At 59.1% G+C, this 15,375-nt stretch carries 24 protein-coding genes and 1 pseudogene; 13 read left to right on the top strand and 12 right to left on the bottom strand.

The features are described from left to right. The first annotated feature begins 306 nt into the window (after positions 1-306). From P9228_RS07400 to P9228_RS07410, 3 genes and pseudogenes are all read left to right on the top strand, one after another. Positions 307-642: a hypothetical protein gene (locus tag P9228_RS07400; RefSeq protein ID WP_278052901.1), complete on the top strand. Its 336-nt coding sequence runs from the start codon at positions 307-309 to the stop codon at positions 640-642. A gap of 603 nt (positions 643-1,245) precedes the next feature. Then, positions 1,246-1,360 (top strand): annotated as a pseudogene (locus tag P9228_RS07405) (zinc-binding dehydrogenase); the annotation flags it as partial. A 316-nt stretch (positions 1,361-1,676) separates the two neighbouring features. Continuing rightward, positions 1,677-2,636 (top strand): manganese catalase family protein, encoded by a 960-nt coding sequence (locus P9228_RS07410; RefSeq protein ID WP_278052902.1) that lies wholly within the window; start codon positions 1,677-1,679, stop codon positions 2,634-2,636. Between the two features lie 1,665 nt (positions 2,637-4,301). Here P9228_RS07410 and P9228_RS07415 read toward each other — a convergent pair. Next, the gene (locus P9228_RS07415) at positions 4,302-4,682 is read right to left on the bottom strand and encodes a cytochrome c family protein (RefSeq protein WP_278052903.1); all 381 of its coding nucleotides are present in this window, start codon (positions 4,680-4,682) and stop codon (positions 4,302-4,304) included. A 317-nt stretch (positions 4,683-4,999) separates the two neighbouring features. Next, positions 5,000-5,794, bottom strand: a complete 795-nt coding sequence (locus tag P9228_RS07420) for an RNA ligase family protein (protein ID WP_278052904.1) — start codon at positions 5,792-5,794, stop codon at positions 5,000-5,002. Between the two features lie 158 nt (positions 5,795-5,952). Between P9228_RS07420 and P9228_RS07425 the strand changes: the two genes are divergently transcribed. The 3 genes from P9228_RS07425 (at position 5,953) to P9228_RS07435 (ending at position 7,869) form a co-directional block, all read left to right on the top strand. Continuing rightward, positions 5,953-6,387, top strand: coding sequence for an ankyrin repeat domain-containing protein (locus P9228_RS07425; RefSeq protein ID WP_278052905.1), 435 nt, complete (start codon positions 5,953-5,955; stop codon positions 6,385-6,387). Next, positions 6,324-6,857, top strand: coding sequence for an ankyrin repeat domain-containing protein (locus P9228_RS07430; RefSeq protein WP_278054022.1), 534 nt, complete (start codon positions 6,324-6,326; stop codon positions 6,855-6,857). The genes P9228_RS07425 and P9228_RS07430 overlap by 64 nt, the downstream gene beginning before the upstream one ends. Before the next feature lie 793 nt (positions 6,858-7,650). Beyond that, on the top strand, positions 7,651-7,869 hold the full coding sequence (locus P9228_RS07435; RefSeq protein ID WP_278052906.1) for a hypothetical protein: 219 nt from the start codon (positions 7,651-7,653) through the stop codon (positions 7,867-7,869). A 516-nt stretch (positions 7,870-8,385) separates the two neighbouring features. Here the strand turns inward: P9228_RS07435 and P9228_RS07440 are convergent. Then, positions 8,386-8,595, bottom strand: coding sequence for a cold-shock protein (locus tag P9228_RS07440; RefSeq protein WP_066999092.1), 210 nt, complete (start codon positions 8,593-8,595; stop codon positions 8,386-8,388). Positions 8,596-8,854: 259 nt separating this feature from the next. Between P9228_RS07440 and P9228_RS30970 the strand changes: the two genes are divergently transcribed. From P9228_RS30970 to P9228_RS07455, 3 genes are all read left to right on the top strand, one after another. After that, on the top strand, positions 8,855-9,160 hold the full coding sequence (locus P9228_RS30970) for a DUF892 family protein (RefSeq protein WP_336618935.1): 306 nt from the start codon (positions 8,855-8,857) through the stop codon (positions 9,158-9,160). A 202-nt stretch (positions 9,161-9,362) separates the two neighbouring features. Then, complete coding sequence (locus P9228_RS07450; RefSeq protein WP_095825941.1) at positions 9,363-9,611, top strand: DUF982 domain-containing protein; 249 nt, start codon at positions 9,363-9,365, stop codon at positions 9,609-9,611. Positions 9,612-9,738: 127 nt separating this feature from the next. Next, on the top strand, positions 9,739-9,996 hold the full coding sequence (locus tag P9228_RS07455; protein ID WP_066995590.1) for a hypothetical protein: 258 nt from the start codon (positions 9,739-9,741) through the stop codon (positions 9,994-9,996). 41 nt (positions 9,997-10,037) lie between these two features. Here the strand turns inward: P9228_RS07455 and P9228_RS07460 are convergent, their stop codons facing one another. The 9 genes from P9228_RS07460 to P9228_RS07500 all read right to left on the bottom strand — a co-directional run bounded on the left by P9228_RS07460 (position 10,038) and on the right by P9228_RS07500 (position 13,104). Then, the gene (locus P9228_RS07460; RefSeq protein ID WP_066995625.1) at positions 10,038-10,790 is read right to left on the bottom strand and encodes an NYN domain-containing protein; all 753 of its coding nucleotides are present in this window, start codon (positions 10,788-10,790) and stop codon (positions 10,038-10,040) included. A gap of 12 nt (positions 10,791-10,802) precedes the next feature. Further along, a complete protein-coding gene (locus tag P9228_RS07465) occupies positions 10,803-10,982 on the bottom strand; it encodes a hypothetical protein (protein ID WP_278052907.1) in 180 nt (59 codons plus the stop codon). 3 nt (positions 10,983-10,985) lie between these two features. Continuing rightward, complete coding sequence (locus P9228_RS07470; RefSeq protein WP_170950436.1) at positions 10,986-11,135, bottom strand: hypothetical protein; 150 nt, start codon at positions 11,133-11,135, stop codon at positions 10,986-10,988. 97 nt (positions 11,136-11,232) lie between these two features. Beyond that, on the bottom strand, positions 11,233-11,484 hold the full coding sequence (locus P9228_RS07475) for a DUF982 domain-containing protein (RefSeq protein WP_095833000.1): 252 nt from the start codon (positions 11,482-11,484) through the stop codon (positions 11,233-11,235). Positions 11,485-11,564: 80 nt separating this feature from the next. Beyond that, positions 11,565-11,834, bottom strand: a complete 270-nt coding sequence (locus tag P9228_RS07480) for a DUF1488 domain-containing protein (RefSeq protein ID WP_278052908.1) — start codon at positions 11,832-11,834, stop codon at positions 11,565-11,567. Continuing rightward, entirely contained in the window at positions 11,831-12,151 is a 321-nt protein-coding gene (locus tag P9228_RS07485) for a hypothetical protein (protein ID WP_278052909.1), read from the bottom strand. Before P9228_RS07485 ends, P9228_RS07480 begins: the two co-directional genes overlap by 4 nt. Then, positions 12,148-12,390: a hypothetical protein gene (locus P9228_RS07490; protein ID WP_278052910.1), complete on the bottom strand. Its 243-nt coding sequence runs from the start codon at positions 12,388-12,390 to the stop codon at positions 12,148-12,150. The genes P9228_RS07485 and P9228_RS07490 overlap by 4 nt, the downstream gene beginning before the upstream one ends. A 94-nt stretch (positions 12,391-12,484) precedes the next feature. Further along, complete coding sequence (locus tag P9228_RS07495; RefSeq protein WP_278052911.1) at positions 12,485-12,844, bottom strand: hypothetical protein; 360 nt, start codon at positions 12,842-12,844, stop codon at positions 12,485-12,487. Beyond that, positions 12,841-13,104, bottom strand: coding sequence for a hypothetical protein (locus tag P9228_RS07500; protein ID WP_278052912.1), 264 nt, complete (start codon positions 13,102-13,104; stop codon positions 12,841-12,843). Before P9228_RS07500 ends, P9228_RS07495 begins: the two co-directional genes overlap by 4 nt. Positions 13,105-13,130: 26 nt before the next feature. Here P9228_RS07500 and P9228_RS07505 point away from each other — a divergent pair, with 26 nt between their 5' ends. The 4 genes from P9228_RS07505 (at position 13,131) to P9228_RS07520 (ending at position 14,720) form a co-directional block, all read left to right on the top strand. Beyond that, a complete protein-coding gene (locus tag P9228_RS07505) occupies positions 13,131-13,505 on the top strand; it encodes a hypothetical protein (protein ID WP_278052913.1) in 375 nt (124 codons plus the stop codon). A gap of 128 nt (positions 13,506-13,633) precedes the next feature. After that, positions 13,634-13,864 carry a hypothetical protein gene (locus tag P9228_RS07510; protein ID WP_278052914.1) on the top strand — a complete coding sequence of 77 codons (231 nt, stop codon included), beginning with the start codon at positions 13,634-13,636 and terminating at the stop codon, positions 13,862-13,864. Between the two features lie 46 nt (positions 13,865-13,910). Next, on the top strand, positions 13,911-14,102 hold the full coding sequence (locus tag P9228_RS07515) for a hypothetical protein (protein WP_066995571.1): 192 nt from the start codon (positions 13,911-13,913) through the stop codon (positions 14,100-14,102). 390 nt (positions 14,103-14,492) lie between these two features. After that, positions 14,493-14,720 (top strand): hypothetical protein, encoded by a 228-nt coding sequence (locus tag P9228_RS07520; RefSeq protein WP_278052915.1) that lies wholly within the window; start codon positions 14,493-14,495, stop codon positions 14,718-14,720. Positions 14,721-15,375 lie beyond the last annotated feature (655 nt).

The raw sequence follows: 15,375 nt of genomic DNA on the forward strand, positions 1-15,375 counted from the left end.
GCGCTTTGAGGTGCGGCGTGACTTCCTGGAGCAATACGACGTGCAGGAGGCAGGTGGGCGGGCGCTACGAGAATACTCGATACCTGCGGGAGAGCTTGATGCGTTCAACGCCGCTATCGTCGAGCCTATCGAGGTGGTGAGAGAGTTCCGCTGAGGCTGATGTCCCATGGCTCCGAAAATTCAAACTGAGACACTACCGGATGGTCGCAAGCCTTGTGATGGCTGCTCTGGCCGTTTATGCTCTGCTTCTGCCCGTTCGGGCTAAGGACTAGACGTTCACCCTTTCCGCTTATCCGGCGTCACTGCATGATTGGTGAACTGAAGGTTTCGGTTCTGACGGCCGGCGGCGCGGCACTCGTGGCAGAAGATGGCCTTCACCAAATCCCAGTGCAGGCATCCATGGTCCGGCCCGAGCCGCTAACCAGTGCGGCAACGTCCAGCACCGCCGACCGCCGACAAGTGAGGCAACAGACAGACAGGCCCGTCCCGGCCTCCAGCTTTTTGCCGAGCGGGTCTTCCGTGAAGGGAAACTTCATTGTCATGGCGATCCTCGTGAAGTGGGGTCGCCGCACGGGTGAGGATTATATTCCTGATCTCCAGCCGATTGCCAAGAGGTTACGCGATCACGCCATGTCCTTTTGAGGTAGACATTAGCTATCTTGCATGTGCGGCGGACCTTTCGTTCGCCAGGCCGGCGCCGGGACTCAGGCAATTCTCCCCCACGAGAAAAGGCGCCGGTCACCTTAGCCCGCCGCTGGGTGTGGGGGCACACCGAGCGGCGGGTTATCGGATTCTGCCGAATATTGGCATCCGCTTAGCGAGGCGTAAGAAGCCAGTGGCCACGCTGCCTCGCATCGCAGGTCGATGAGCGCTTTTTGGTTGAATTTCATTATTAGCAGCTGCGCATATAGTGGCTCGCCGGCTCTTACCCCTGCCGGCAAGGCCCGGTGGCCACCCCCAAAGCCACACCGGCGAACATACGTGGTATCGCTGTTGGGCTCGCGGTCGCGGGTTAAGCCGAACATGGCATCCGCGAACTGGCCGGTTGCTCCAAAAATGAGGTCGCCGCACCAGCGAGGATTATATTCCTGATCGATGGACGAACCGAGAGGTACGCGATCAGGCCCTGTCCTTTTGAGGTAGAAATTAGCTATCTTGCAAGTGCGGCGGCCCCCTAGTTCGCCAGGCCGGCGCCGGGGCTCCACCGGGCTTTCACCTGGTGCTTCCTGATGACCACGTGATGCCGAATCAGGAGCGATCCGACCGGTCGTCGACAGGGTCTTTCCATTTGAAGCGACCAATGAGGCTCTGGCGTCGAACAGGACGTGCCAAGGGCAAGGTACTCATCAAGGTCTGGTAGTAGCTCTCCTTTGTTGTGAGAAGACATCGCTGATGCCAGCCTATGGCTAAACGCCGCTCAGCCTCGCAAGCTATGTCTGCCTCGGGAACGGCACGGGACTTCCTTTGCCTCGGCGATTTCGCTGGCGCCTTGGTAGTTAGTCTTGGACTTATAGCGCAGACAGCGCCCTTCGCCTGCCGCTCTCCGCGCCGGTCTGACCCGGGTGCGACGTTTGCACCGATCAGGCGCTGCCGGCCAGTCTATTTGCAATCGAACTGTGCGAGGGAACATTCCCGCTGATGGACGGTTCGGGGAACCCCAACCCTGGAGAAAACTCATGTTCATGCACAATAAGCGACTGCAATACACCGTCCGTGTGTCGGAGCCGAATCCGAAACTGGCATGCATGATAATGGAGCAATTCGGCGGAGCCGATGGCGAGTTGGCCGCCGCTATGCGCTACTTCACCCAGGGGCTGGGCGAGGATGATGTCGGCCGGAAAGACATGTTGCTCGACATTGCGACCGAAGAACTAAGCCACCTCGAGGTGGTCGGATCTATTGTCACAATGCTGAACAAGGGGCTCAAGGCGCAGCTTGCCGAGGGACAGATGAAGGAAGCCGAGCTGTATTTGATGGTTGGCGCCAGCGGCACAACGGCCAAGGAGTCAATCCTGTTTGGCGGCGGACCCGCATTGTGCGACTCGGCCGGAGTGCCTTGGACCGCCGCCTACATCGATTCTCGCGGCGAACCAACGGTGGACCTGCGCTCCAACATCGCGGCCGAAGCTCGTGCCAAGATTGTGTACGAGCGACTGATCAACATCACCGATGATCCCGGCGTCAAGGATGCCCTCGGCTTTCTGATGACGCGCGAAGTCGCCCACCAGAAGTCTTTCGAGAAAGCGCTGTACGCGATAGAGAACAACTTCCCGACGGGCAAACTGCCGGGCATCGAGAAATATGCCAGCATGTACGTCAACACCTCGCAAGGCGAAGGAGACGCCACGGGACCCTGGAACTCGGGAGGCGAATGGGACCGCATCGACAATCTCGAAGAGGTGATGCCCGCCGACGGCGGTGACGGGATGGCGACTATCAAGCTAAATGCCAAGGACAAGAAGCTCGCGGCCAATATGGCGGAGCGGACACTCTCGGACCCCGCTTCCGATCCGATGACGGGCGCCGATATTGGAGCAGGACCGGGGGCGGGCCGTACCAAGAATGGTGACATGGGCGGCGCCGCCAACATCCAGGAGGCGCCGGCGCGGGCAGCTGCCGCTCGCAAGAGTAGGTAGAATTAGGCGGCATGCAACGACGGAAAGCCGGTGAGAACGTTTTTTGCCGTGCCGAAGCCAAAAGAAACACCTGTCGCGACCGAGCATGGGAGCTCCCCTGCCCCGTCGGCGCGACCAACTTCAGAAAAAGCAAGAAGGCAACGCGGCCTTATGACCGTCCAAAGGGCCAGCGAGAAATACCCATCGCACCGAGCGGCGATTCTCGCATTGCCTCGTCACCTTCGATACCACGGGAGCGAAAATGCAAGGTTTGAAGCGGTCGTGTTGGGAGGAAGCCTACGACCTTGGGGAGTTTGCGGGGAGGCACGGTCTGACGGCCTTTGTTCCACTATCCGCCAACGGGATGCAGGCCGCCCGATGATCAGTTGTCTGTCATCTTATGAAGGCCACGCCGCATCATCTGGGCTTCGGCAAAGTTAAAGGCTGGCACCCCTCCCTGAATGTGCGGCTGATCGTGCCTACACCGCATTCCTCTACCACGACCCGCCATTCATCACTGGTGTCAGATATCCCGACCGCATTCCGGGTGATAAGGTGGCTTAACCGGTGCGGGTTACCAGCGGCCTGGTTTCACGCAATTTCTGACAGGAACGGTCGATAGCTTCCCTCGGCGACTAGCTGAAAGTCGTTGTTATAGAGGTGCGCGTGAAGGGATTGACAGGGTACATACCGCCTCCAGTCGCAGAAGGGAGCTGTCTCTCAGCCGCCGATATCCATTTGGCTGTTACCGGCGGTGCGCATAAACTTACAGGAACCGGGCTCGGTTCCCGACTATTTTATCAAATGTTGTGAAGACATGATTGCTGGAAAGGCAAGAGCCCGCTCGCGGGAGGGTCGAGCGGGCTCCGTTGCTGCTTATCAGGCGACTCGGATAGAACTGGGACACCAACCGTGCCGCCGAGTTCATAACCGCTCGCCGGTCCGAACGTTCCCCGAGGTCGGAGAGACGGCGGGGCCTAGCTTGGGGCAGGAGGACCCGGCCTGTCGCGGGGTGGGTGGGGACGTGGGGAGCAGGCCGGGGCCTCTTACCCGTTCCAAGCCTGGGCAGATGCAGCGTCGTCTACTCCCACGGCAAGGTGCAAGCGGCCGCGTCCGTCAGGAAAGCAACAGCCCTGCCAGCAGCACAGTCAGGGCAAGCGAAGCGGGCACGGCGAGAAGCCAACGAGCTTCCAGGACACTGTTGCGAGGGTCTTGCATTTCCTTCACTCCTAGCAAGACGGCTCCAGCGCGAACCCGCCAAGCGCTGGAGCCGATGCTTGCGCTCAACCGCCGTTACCGGGAGCTGCCGGCACCCCTTTTCAACGGTGCCTCTATCCATTCGTTCCGAGTTCGGGCACACAGCCGGCGCTAGGTACGACTGAAGCCCTGTCACCGCGCGCATAGGTCCACACCGTGAAACATAGAGCCCGCTATCGCACATTGGCTCCGGATTTGAAGAGTGGGTAGATGCCCGCCCCCGTTGCCTGGGGTGACGGCATTTCTCCTTTGCATGTCAGCCGGCCAACCTGCCTCGCGGTGCTGCAGCGTCGAAGATAACTTCGAAAACGCTGTCAACCTCGTCTGAAACTCTTTGGGCGAGTTGCCTTCGCGCCTCGCGGCCGCCATCCCCGGCCGCCTTCGGTCGGGGCGAGCCGGCGCCACAGACAGGGGCCTGGAATGGCCCGATTACTTGGAAAACTGTTTTAGGTAAGCAATGACGTTGGCCACGTCCTGATCGTTCTTGAGGCCGGGAAACGCCATCTTCGTACCCTTGACCGTCCCCCTCGGGTCCTGAAGGTACTTTGTCAGCCTAGGCTCATCCCATTTGATGCCGGATTTTCCGGCCTCGGTCATGGCCATGGAATAAGTGAAACCGGGATGCGTGCCCGCGGTGCGCCCGATGACGCCGTGCAGAGACGGGCCGACCTTGTTCTGGTCCTGGTCTGCAATGTGGCAGACCTTGCACTTGGTGAAGACCTTCTCGCCTGCGGCGACATCCTGCGCCAGCGAAGGACTTGCAATGAAGATCGTGGCCGACGAGGCGATCAAAAGTGCGATTGCGCGCATGGCATACCTCCCTGATCGATCGTCATTTGCGCCGGACGATCCGTACCACGCCAGCTGCGCTGGGGCAGCCTGCACGGTAGAGCGGAATATCCGTGGTCCCACCAATGGAATTGCGGCATCTACATACCACAGTATCAAGCCGATGGGTAGAAACGCCAGTTTATGTGAAGACCTAAAGCGCGTCCCAAGGAAACGGACTCAGGCGACGCGGTCATGGCGCTCGGCCTGCTGTCGGGACGCGGCGAGGCTGCCTTAGGTTCCTTCCTCGAAGTCCTGTAGTGTCGCATGGCGTAGCGTATGCTCGCCGCGAAGGAATCTTACCCGGCCCGTGATGCCTGGCTTAACCCACTCGACAGCATCGGCAAAGGCGCTCGGCACCCGCTGCGCGGGCTTTGGCGCGCTGGCCTCCTGGACACGCTTCCAAAAGCCGTTCCCTGAGGCCGCTGGGCAGCGTTATGAACGCGGTGCCGGCATATCGGCCACCGCGCGCCATGATCGCCACAGCAGGCTTCCCAGGCTCGCGTCCGATGCCCAGAAGCTTGAAGTCGCCGACACTTCCCGCTTCGATAGGGCCTTTCGCGTCGCTTCGAGACCATTCCTTCAAGGGCCATCTGCTCGACGGCTTCGAAGAACGCGGCGCCATTGCCCTCTACATGATCGCCGTATTGAATGATCCCCTTGGCCGGCTTAATCAGGTTCCAGAGCTTGGCCTTGCGCTCCATCAGCGGCAGGGAACGAAGATCCTGGCCGTCGAGGTGCAGGATGTCGAAAGCGACGAATGCAAGCTGTTCGGCATTCCACACCATCCGCGAATGCATCCGGTGAAAGTTCGGTCGTCCATCCGGCTCCGGCGCGATCATCTCCCCGTCAAGGATGAAGGCCTTGGCGGGCAGCTTCTCGGCCGCAGCGACGATAGGCCAATACCTTTGCGACCAGTCGTGCCCATGGCGGGAGAAGGCGCGCGCGCCGGCCCCGTCGAGGATGACCTGGATTCTGTAGCCGTCGTATTTGATTTCGTGCAGCCAATCATCGCTGACTGGCGGTGTTTCAACCTGGATTGGCTCAAGAGGCCTAATAAAGTACAGCCGGGCTTCGCCGGCAGGCTTACGCATACGAACCCCAACGCAAAACTCCAATTTGATTCAATCTCGAATGGCGGCTTCGGTTCCGTTAGCAGTTACTGAAATACCTTGCCGCGATTTGGCATTCACACTAGACTCTGCGCTTCTCGAAGCGTGCCACGTCCTCCGGTTTGCACAGGGGATGCCGAATGCGCGACGTTTTGCTTTTCATTCTGTTACTGCTTCTGCCCGTTCCGACGGCATCGTATGCCGCCGCCATCCACGACGCCGCTATGAAGGGCGATATCGGGGCGATCACGGCAGCTCTCGACGCAGGTGCAGGCGTCGATGAGAGTGACGGGAAAGCGACACCACTCTATCTTGCGGTCAAGGGTGGGCATTTTGCAGCGGCAAAAATGCTCATTGAACGCGGTGCGGACGTCAACGCCGCCCCGACACCGTGTTTTGGGTCCTGCGCTCATGCCAGCTTTGGCAAAACGCAGGATCGACCTGATCAATCTGTTGCTGGACGAACGGCGCGAATCCAAATTCGAAGCGCAGCCGCGAAAACGCTATCCACATCGCGGTCAATCTCGGTTGCATCGATTGCGTTAAGGCACTGGTCGAGGCCGGCGCGGACGTGAATGCGAGGACAAAGGACGGCAAGACACCGATCCATCTCGCAAAACGCAAGGGGCAACGCGAAATCGCTGACTATCTCATGTCGCACGGCGTCGTCTTGCCCACACCGGCTCCGATCTCGATGAAGTTGGCTGCTGCCGACGTCGAGAATGGCCGAACCTACTTCACCCATGTGTGTCACGGTTGCCACAATGGCGAGCCCCAGGGAGGGAGCAAAACGGGACCGAACTTGTGGGGGGTAGTCGGCCGCGACAAGGCTTCCACGGCAAAAATGGATTATTCCGATGCCTTGCTGGGCTGGGAAGGTGTGTGGGTGTGGACGTATGAGGACCTGAACAGATATCTTTTCGGGCCCATGCTCACCACGCCCGGCGTTAAGATGGAGACGCCTGGCGTTCCGGACGAGACTGAACGGGTCAACCTGATCGCCTACTTGCGCACACTCAGCGACAAGCCGATCCCGCTCCCCTGATTGCTCGCGAAGGGAGCCTGTATGCCGATCATGAAAGCATACGCGCAGCACGCCTTGGCCGGCTGAGACCAAACACATCTGTGTCGTTTTAGGACGGGAATGCTGGCATCGACCTTGCATCGAAGAAATTGCCGGTAACGCCTCACCGGACTTCCTGATTGGGCATCAGGAAGTAACTACGCCGGGCTTGAGGATTTGGGGTTCCTCGCCCGGCGATCTCTTTCAGCAGTCGCCAAACTGGTGCGAAAACGCCAGCCTATGGACGCGATCTTCGATGATATCGCCACTGCCCTCAGAGAGCTCCGCGTAGACGTTTGGGCCAGGGTCCGCGTCATTGCCCTAGGTGCTGCTGGCAAGTTCTTTACGGGCATTGCAATCGGGCTCGGTTTCGGGATCGGACGCCTTCGTGGGCTGACCCAATCAACAATTGCCATCGCCCGCCGTGACGCTATGGTTAACGCTGTCCGGGGTTTTTGGCTACCCACTCCCGGACTACCTCGGCACGGCGGTGCGTCACCACTTCCCCCCGAAGCAAGATGGCTGCCGGGCCGTTCTATAGCCTCCAGGCTCGTGAGCGCGGCAGCGTTCCAGCCGAGGCCATAGCCCTGGCTATGTAAGTTGCCTGCCATTCAGAGGCCAGAACGGAAAGAGTACGAGAGCGTGGTGACGCTCCATAGCCGTCGACGAGAAGGCGCCTCTGGCGACCAGCCGAGTTGAGGGCTCTCGGCGTTGATCAGAAACCTTATCGACGGTCCGGCGTTGGCTCCTCACGATTTCGGGACCAGGAGATAAAATGCAAGGTTTGAAGCGGTCGTGCTGGACGGAAGCCGACATAGACGAGTTTGCGGCAAAGCATGGTCTGACAACCAGGCAGGCCGAAATTGTCATCCAGAGCAACGGTCCATCCAAGCGCAAATGCGACCTGGCAGCCGAGGCATTTATGGCCGCGCTCAGACAGTGCAGTTATTCGAAAAGGCGCGAGAAGATCCCCTCTAAGGTCGGGAAGCAATGATAGCCGTAGGGTTTGAACTATGTCCGGTGAAGCCGCGACCTCTCACAAGGTCGCGAGCGAGGACAGACCGGAGGCCGCAGCTACCAAGATGACTTGGCCGGGCCGTTGGAGGCCGGCGCCCGAAAGTCAAACCCGTCGCAGCTTCCTGCCCGTTGTTGTGATCGTATCGCTGATACACCTAGCCGTGCTTACGCCCGTTCGTTGGCTTCTTCGCCGTCGGCGTGTACGTATTTGTTGCCTCCCTGGCAAGCCTCGCCAGCCTTAACCGCTCGGTCTTCTGTTCTCGCGCGGCGTCTTCACCGTCGATAATTTGGCGGGCGGCCCTGGCTGTGGCGTCCTGCCTTGTCTCGATCGCGGTCGGCTTGGGCTTGAATATTCCTTGCGGTATATCGGGGTGTCGCATGATGCGCTCTCCAAATCGGAAAACAAAAAAAGGCCGGGCTTGCCCGACCTCTCTGATCTGCGCTCTGTGGCCTGTGCCAGTACATCCGTGGTCAACGGCCAGAGCGCAATAATTTATGCGGCTTGCAGGTTCTCGGCCGCGAATTTGCCGTTACGGTTGTCCTTCACGAGTTCGAAGCTGAGTTTCTGGCCCTCGACCAGTGAGCGCAGACCGGCCCGCTCGACAGCGGAGATGTGGACGAACACGTCCGGCTGGCCGCCACCCTGCTCGATGAAGCCGAAGCCTTTGGTCGAATTGAAGAACTTTACGGTTCCCGTATTCATGGCGATTTCCTTTCAATCATCCATAGAAAATTGCTTGCCGTGCAAGACACACGGCAAACGGTTCAGATCGATTTTGAGAGGAGAAGATCGCCGAAGACGCGTTTCGCGTCAGAAACAAAGTTCGACAGACAAGATCGATATTTGCAACATAGACCCGTTCAGTGTTCTAAACAAGGCGCGGCCGGCACTAATTCTCGCCTTTCAAGACCGACGGCCTTCCAGCTGGCGAGTCGGTTCTGGAATGGCACTCGGCAGCTGATTGCGTAATCCACCATCCGACCTGAATGGCGGGACGATCACCGCGAGTGGCGGAAAGTCACCAGGCCGGGTGGTGACACAGAACCATTCGTTGCGTCCGCTCTTTCTCCATGCCAATTCCCCCGCGGAGGACCACTTTAAGGAAACGAAGGGTCAGCTCACGAAAATCGAACAGGTGTTCAAGTCGACCGGCAAGAAGACTTCCGGCGAGAAATACGACGTTATCGAAGGGCCTCGCTTGGAAGTCGGCGGCCCGATCGCGAATGCCGGCTTGCTGGCGGCCTGCCAGGCGGTTGAGCACCCATGACATTGCCCGGCCGGCTCTTTGGGGAATGGGCGCAGGAGCTCGAGCACGATAAGACGCATAAGCTGCTCAGCAGATCCTCGACCAGGAGAAACACCTCGCGTCAACAAAACGGCTTGACGGCGAACTGGGAGGTTCCCCGCGCGAATTGGGGCGGAACGTGGAATTGCCTCGCTATCCAGGCGTCAATGCCCTAAGGACAGCGATGCAAAATCCCAAATTCACTCAGCCGGTGACTGTTCGGGCCAGTGCTCAAGGCGCCGAGACGATCATCACTGACGTTTACGAATGCTCGTCATTTCTGCTTCGGAAGTGGCCGGGCAAGCGTGGACCGTCACATCGCGCCGCGCTCCAGGCTTGCCACGATGCCAGCGCGGACAAAAAGCCCATATCGAGCGTTCGGCGGGCGTTCGCTTTGGCTGCGCGCGAGGCTGGTATCCTGGTGGGGCAATAACGGAGCGGGCTTGCCGAGGGACACGCGGGATATATCTATCCCCACGCCGAGGGTAGTTACCTGGCCAACCGACATGAATAGACGACCAGCGTGATGCCGTTTGCAGACAGGTCAAAGGAGGTCCGCCATGTCAAACCCGTCACGGGCATTCTACACAAGTTCCAACGGCGACCGCTGGCTGGTCGTCAAGGTCGGCGAGCGCGATGAGATTTTCGTGAGGCATGAGCCAAACCGGGCTTCGGGCGGTCAACCCTCCGAGGTTGACATCGAGACGTTCATGGCCCGCGGGCCTGGCTCGCCCGAAGGCGAAGCCTTGATCGATCTGCTCGACCAGCTGCGCACCGAACAGGACCGGGCGAGCATGGAAAAGCCAGACGGTCGATAAATAGCCAACCTGCAAGGACTCGGATAGCTGCGCCGTACCGGTCACGCCTTCCGCCCTCCCCTTCGCGCTGCCTGCGGTTTGATTCTTATGCGCAACGTCCCGCCCTCCGGGCGGTCGATTTCGAACGCGTTCGTCTTGCGGACGAGATCGCTTAGCTTGCGAAAACCAAAGGTGCGGGGATCGAAGTCGGAGGCCAGATTGGCAAGCTGCGTGCCGACCGCACCGAGCGGAACCCAGCCATCCTCGCTTTCCATCTGCGCGATGATCTTCCGAATGATCGGCACGGCCGCTGAGGGCGGTTGCAATGGCTTCACGCTCGATACCGCCTCAGGTTCGTTGCCCGGCGCAGACGGAAGCAGATTCTCGGTATAGACAAATCGCCGGCATGCCTGTCGGAAACTCTCGGGCGTCTTCTGTTCGCCGAAGCCGAAGACGTCGATGCCCTGCTCGCGGATGCGGGCGGCCAGCCGGGTAAAATCACTGTCGGAGGAAACCAGGCAGAAACCGTCGAACCGACCGCTATGGAGCAGGTCCATCGCGTCGATGACGAGGGTGATGTCGGAGGCGTTCTTGCCTGTTGTGTAGGCGAATTGCTGCTGGGGTATGATTGCGTGCTTCGAAAGAACGTCGGCCCACGCTTTCGAGCGCGAGCTTGAAAAATCGCCGTAGATGCGACGCACGCTGGCCTCGCCAATCTTGGCGATCTCCTCGAACAGCCCGTCGGCGATCTTGGCGGAGGCATTGTCGGCATCGATCAGAACGGCTAGGCGCGGCGACCGCGGCTCGGACGGTATCATAGAGCTTTCCTAGCGCTGTTCGTGCGACCTGAAGTTTTTGCTCTCAATGTCAATGATGTCGCCGCAGTTGGAGCATTCCATCTGGGTGTGAGTACGAATCCAGCCGACGACGGTCTTTGCCTGATGATGGCAACGGGGACATTCCACGTCGATTTCGAAGCTGTCTGTCTCGCGCTGCGTCATCGCCATGCCTCAGCTTTCGTCAGCAGCAGGCTCTCGCGCCTCTTTCTGCTCTATGGGTTTCTCCTTCGCAGCTTTCCCGGCAAGCTTGGCTTCTTTCTTGGCCGCCTTGGCCTTGTCTCGTTGACTCCGCTCGTATCGATAGTTTGGCTTCATCGCCATTCGAACTCTCCCTATCTGGTAGTCCGCAAGGCGCCGAATGCTAGCTGTCGCTACCCGGCCAGCGCGCGGCTTCAAACCGCGCAGTCGTTCGCCAAGCTCAGTAAATCTCAACCGTGCGGTCGTACCCGATCCCCGCCCCCTCAAGCGCGGTGAGGAATGCGACACTCGCGTCATCGGCAGCACCATCTTCGGCGCAGCGCTTCATCGCGTCGGTCCAAGCCAGGCTGTCGTTTCCTTGCCAATGGTCAAACAGGAAATCCGAGGCCTGTGCAACGGATTCAATCAGAGTGAAGCCGATCGGACCGGCGACATAGACAACCACGGGAACCCGGAATTTTTTGCCAGCCATCGTGCACCCTACGCCCAATTGTATGGAAAGACGAGCGCGGCGGGTCGATTGTTCACCCGCTTTGACCGCAACCGATGCTGCTACCTGAAATCGGCGGCGGTCAAAGTGTAGGAGTCGCGGCGGTGGCGCGCATAAACCTTGCCTGCCACGTGCTGGATGGAGGTTCGCAGGCCATCGAATGCCGAAAGATAGGCCGTCTCCACGCTAGCCTTCCCACCCAGGACAATGCCGTTTTTGGCCAGAGCCTCGGCCTCGATGAAGAAACGGATTTGAAACATGCCGTCATGACCGATGAAGTAGACGCCGTTACGCTCCTGATCGGAACTTCGGTTCGGGAACGCGAGCGTCATGACTGATCTGCCGGTGTCTCGGGAGCAACGAAGAAGCGCGCGGCGATCCTCTGCTTGCGGCGCTCCCTGTTGCAAAAGTTGAGGGACAGCATGCTTCTCGTCGCTTCCGAACGGCTGAGCCCGATCATGGAGGCGCCGTTCACATGCGCTGGAATGCCCGTGAAGACGTGATAGACGGTCCAGGAACGATCGACTTCGACGCGGCGGCCATATTGATGATCCCCAAAGTCGCATGCCTGCGCGCCGGCCGCATTGTCCTCGCCTGGATTAGGGGATAATTCGCGAGCTGCATCGGTGCGATGGTTGCTGGCGTTCATGATGCCGGCCCTTTGTCCATGTCACCCTGCGCAGCAATAACGCTGGAATAGACCGTCGCACCCTCGGCGTCGGCAATGGCGACGGCATCTGGCCATTGGGGCATGTTCAGTGTCCTCGCCAGAAGCCGCGCGATCTCGATCGCCGCGTCGAGGTCGGCCGCGTCCACGGTCTCACGGCCGACGACGGCGTGCGCGTCGTCGGCAACGCGCGTGCGATAGAATTGGATCACGACCTTCATCCGAGTTCGTCGCGCACGACCATCCTGCCGTCAGCCCTTGCTCTTGCTTTGGGCGTGGGTGCCGCCGGCGCCCTTGATTTGGCCGAACGCACTCTCAGGCTTCAGCGGAAGCTTTTCCTGCTTCGGCTTCCTGATCTCTCTGTTCGAGCGTTTCTGTCCCTTGGCCATGTCCGAACGTCCTTTCGATGAGCCTTATGCCGCCGTGCGATACTTCGGCGACCGGTTCCAGCCTGTCCTCCGTGACAACCCGCTCGTGCGGTTCGGCGTCGCTGCGGATGCGATATTGCGGCGAGTTTCCCCTCGGAGGCAGGGTACGAGTGACACGGTAGATTTCGCCGGTCTTTGGACCGACGCCGAGACCGCCCTTCAACCGGACCGCCTGTCCGATGTCAAAAAGGCGTGCCGGGGCTCCGTGCTGGATGGGTCGTGCTTTGCGTTGCATGAGGGTGGTCATGGTTGTCTCCGGTCCTTGTCGAGCGCCGCCTCGAGTAATGCCGGCTCAATCTGCACCATTTGTTCCTTGGACCCCCTCAAGGAGATCGCTGGCAGGTGAATGAACGCGGCCACGCGGCGCCAAGCGGTGTGGGAAGCGCTTTCGAGAGCCTCCTCATCAAGATCGACACGATACTCTCCAGCCGGTTGCGGCGCATCGAAGCCGGGCAGCAAAAACGCTGCATTGAAGCGAACGACGGTCGACGTAGTGCGAGTGGTCACTTGCGGCTCTCTGCGGAAACGTGCGCATGCGGCGACTGCTTCAGTTCCAGCCAACCGGCGAAACAATCTCGGATGCCGCTCGTACATCCTTGGTCAGCGCGGGATCATCTTCAGGGTACGAACGTAGCGAGATGCCGCGCCGGGAGCAGCGCAATGCATTCGCTATCGAAAATTCGGATACGGATGGCGAGGCTTCACGCATGACCTCGACAAAAATCAACGAACTTATATATGCGCCCCAATTGCGCTGGGAACAAGGTGCTTCCGCGTTTTTATTTTATTGGTCAAATAAAAACTCAAATGCATCGCTCAAAAAGCGGCAGAATTTTTCCTCGTTCCACGCAAAATTTTCCCCGTTTCCGCAATTATTTCGACGAATTATCTGCGGGGTTGGCAAATAATTTCGCTTCTCCTATCTATCGCTAGGAAAGCAGTCTATAGAAAGGGTATGCGAACCCGTTCCGCCACGCGAAAGAAATTGCCATTAAGGCTTGGTCGCCCGACAGCCGCGCCAACCACCAAGCCTGGCATGTTGAGCACATCCGGAGTGTCCTCCAAGCATGAACTGCACCGCGGTTTCGGCAAGCTTGGCACCAAGGCGCAGCTGAGTATGGCGACGGCGCGGACTAGCGCAAATTTGATGATGGGGACGCGCATGGGTGCGGCACTCTCTTCATATGGTCCATTCGCCTTAAAGGTGTGTGTCGCGCTCTGGATTACCGCTTTGCTGGCCTCGGTTTTTGTCATCTTAAAAGCCTGAACTCGGTCGGCATTCGTGGAGAGGCGAAAACGAGAAGGATGCGAGCATGGCAAACCGCTACGCGCTTCGGATGGACGAGCCGAACAGCTGGACCGTTTTCGACATCTTCACCGGCCAGCCCGCCGAGTTCGAGAAGAAGATGATGGTCGGTATCAAGACGCGCCGGGCGGAAAAGATTGTTGGCGAAATGAACATTCAGGACGCCAAGCGGCGGGAAGTGGCCGGCCGGGAATCCTAATTGGCAGGCCCACAATACGGTTCAGGGCTTCTGGGCCGGTCATGTGGAGCAACCGCCGAATGTCGACTGCTCCTGCAGTCATTCAGTTGAAAGGATAATACCAATGAGAACCTTGAAAACACCGGATGCACCGCCCCTGGTGATCGAGGCGGTCACCAAGTCACCCAAGATTATCTCAGCTCGGCTGACGATTAGAACCGACGAAGCAACAAGGCGCAGGATCGCTGACACTGACGGCACTCTGAGGCGGGCACGCGAACTCGCGGAACGCAATCGCCTGATTTGAACGAGCCCCTCGTTGGCCCAAGGTATCGACCGAACTAGAGCCGAAAAACTGCAATTCCCAGCCAACCGAGGTGAGGGATTCGGGTGACGAGTGGGAGAGTAACAATGGCAACTGTCGAATTGATAACAGTTGAGGAGCGGCCCGGTGGCCAGCTTTTATTTAATGTTCGCGTGACCTCACCCGCCGGCAAAATAGAACTGCCGATCGCTATCGAGGGCCAAGGATCTGTCGCTTCGAATGAAACGACGGTTCTTCAGTTCGCGCTTGGTTTTGCCAAAGACCTAGAGGCTTCGGTCCGGCTTCGCCTTGGAGTGCAAAGTAGCGGTCTCTAGCAGCGACGATTCACTGTGCCAATGCATCACCGGCGATGACCTTGGCCGTCCAGTAACGTCGCCAGTCGCTTTTCTGTCCCCAGCAGCGGCTTCCACGATTAACGCCGACCGAAGCCTTGATCCTGCTTTGATTCCCGCGCTGAGGCGTGGCTGAATACCTAGCCGCGGAGCTCCTTCGCTGCGCCCTTAACTTCGTCTCTGTGCATCGTTCTCGCCTTTTGAGCAGCGAAGTCTGCTTACGGCCGTCGGGCAAGCTAGCTCCAATGGCCGGACGGCGGCGCAAAGCAGCCGAACTGGTTCCTTTCGCCGTGACTCAGATTTGCGTCCCGCGTCATACGTGCAGACATGTACCTAATTAAACGGACGATCGTGTTCGTGCGTTCAACGTTGTTGTCCTAATGACTAGCTAAAGACGCGCCAAGCCATTGCCGATCGTCATCGACCCGGCAACTGAACTGCGTCTTTCAACGTACCGTTTCCATGGGCCGGGGGCTCGTGCGCAAAAACATCCAGCACCACTTGGCGCGCGACACGACGCTGACTTGTTCTCGGTGGTTTTGCTGCTGATTTCTTCAAGATCGCAAACCTTGAGATCCCATTCCCCAACGAGAGCAGTGTCGCCGGGATAGTTCTGCAAGACCAACGCCTCGTCGAC

This window comes from Mesorhizobium sp. WSM4898 (assembly GCF_029625845.1).
In the GTDB taxonomy this organism is placed as follows: domain Bacteria; phylum Pseudomonadota; class Alphaproteobacteria; order Rhizobiales; family Rhizobiaceae; genus Mesorhizobium.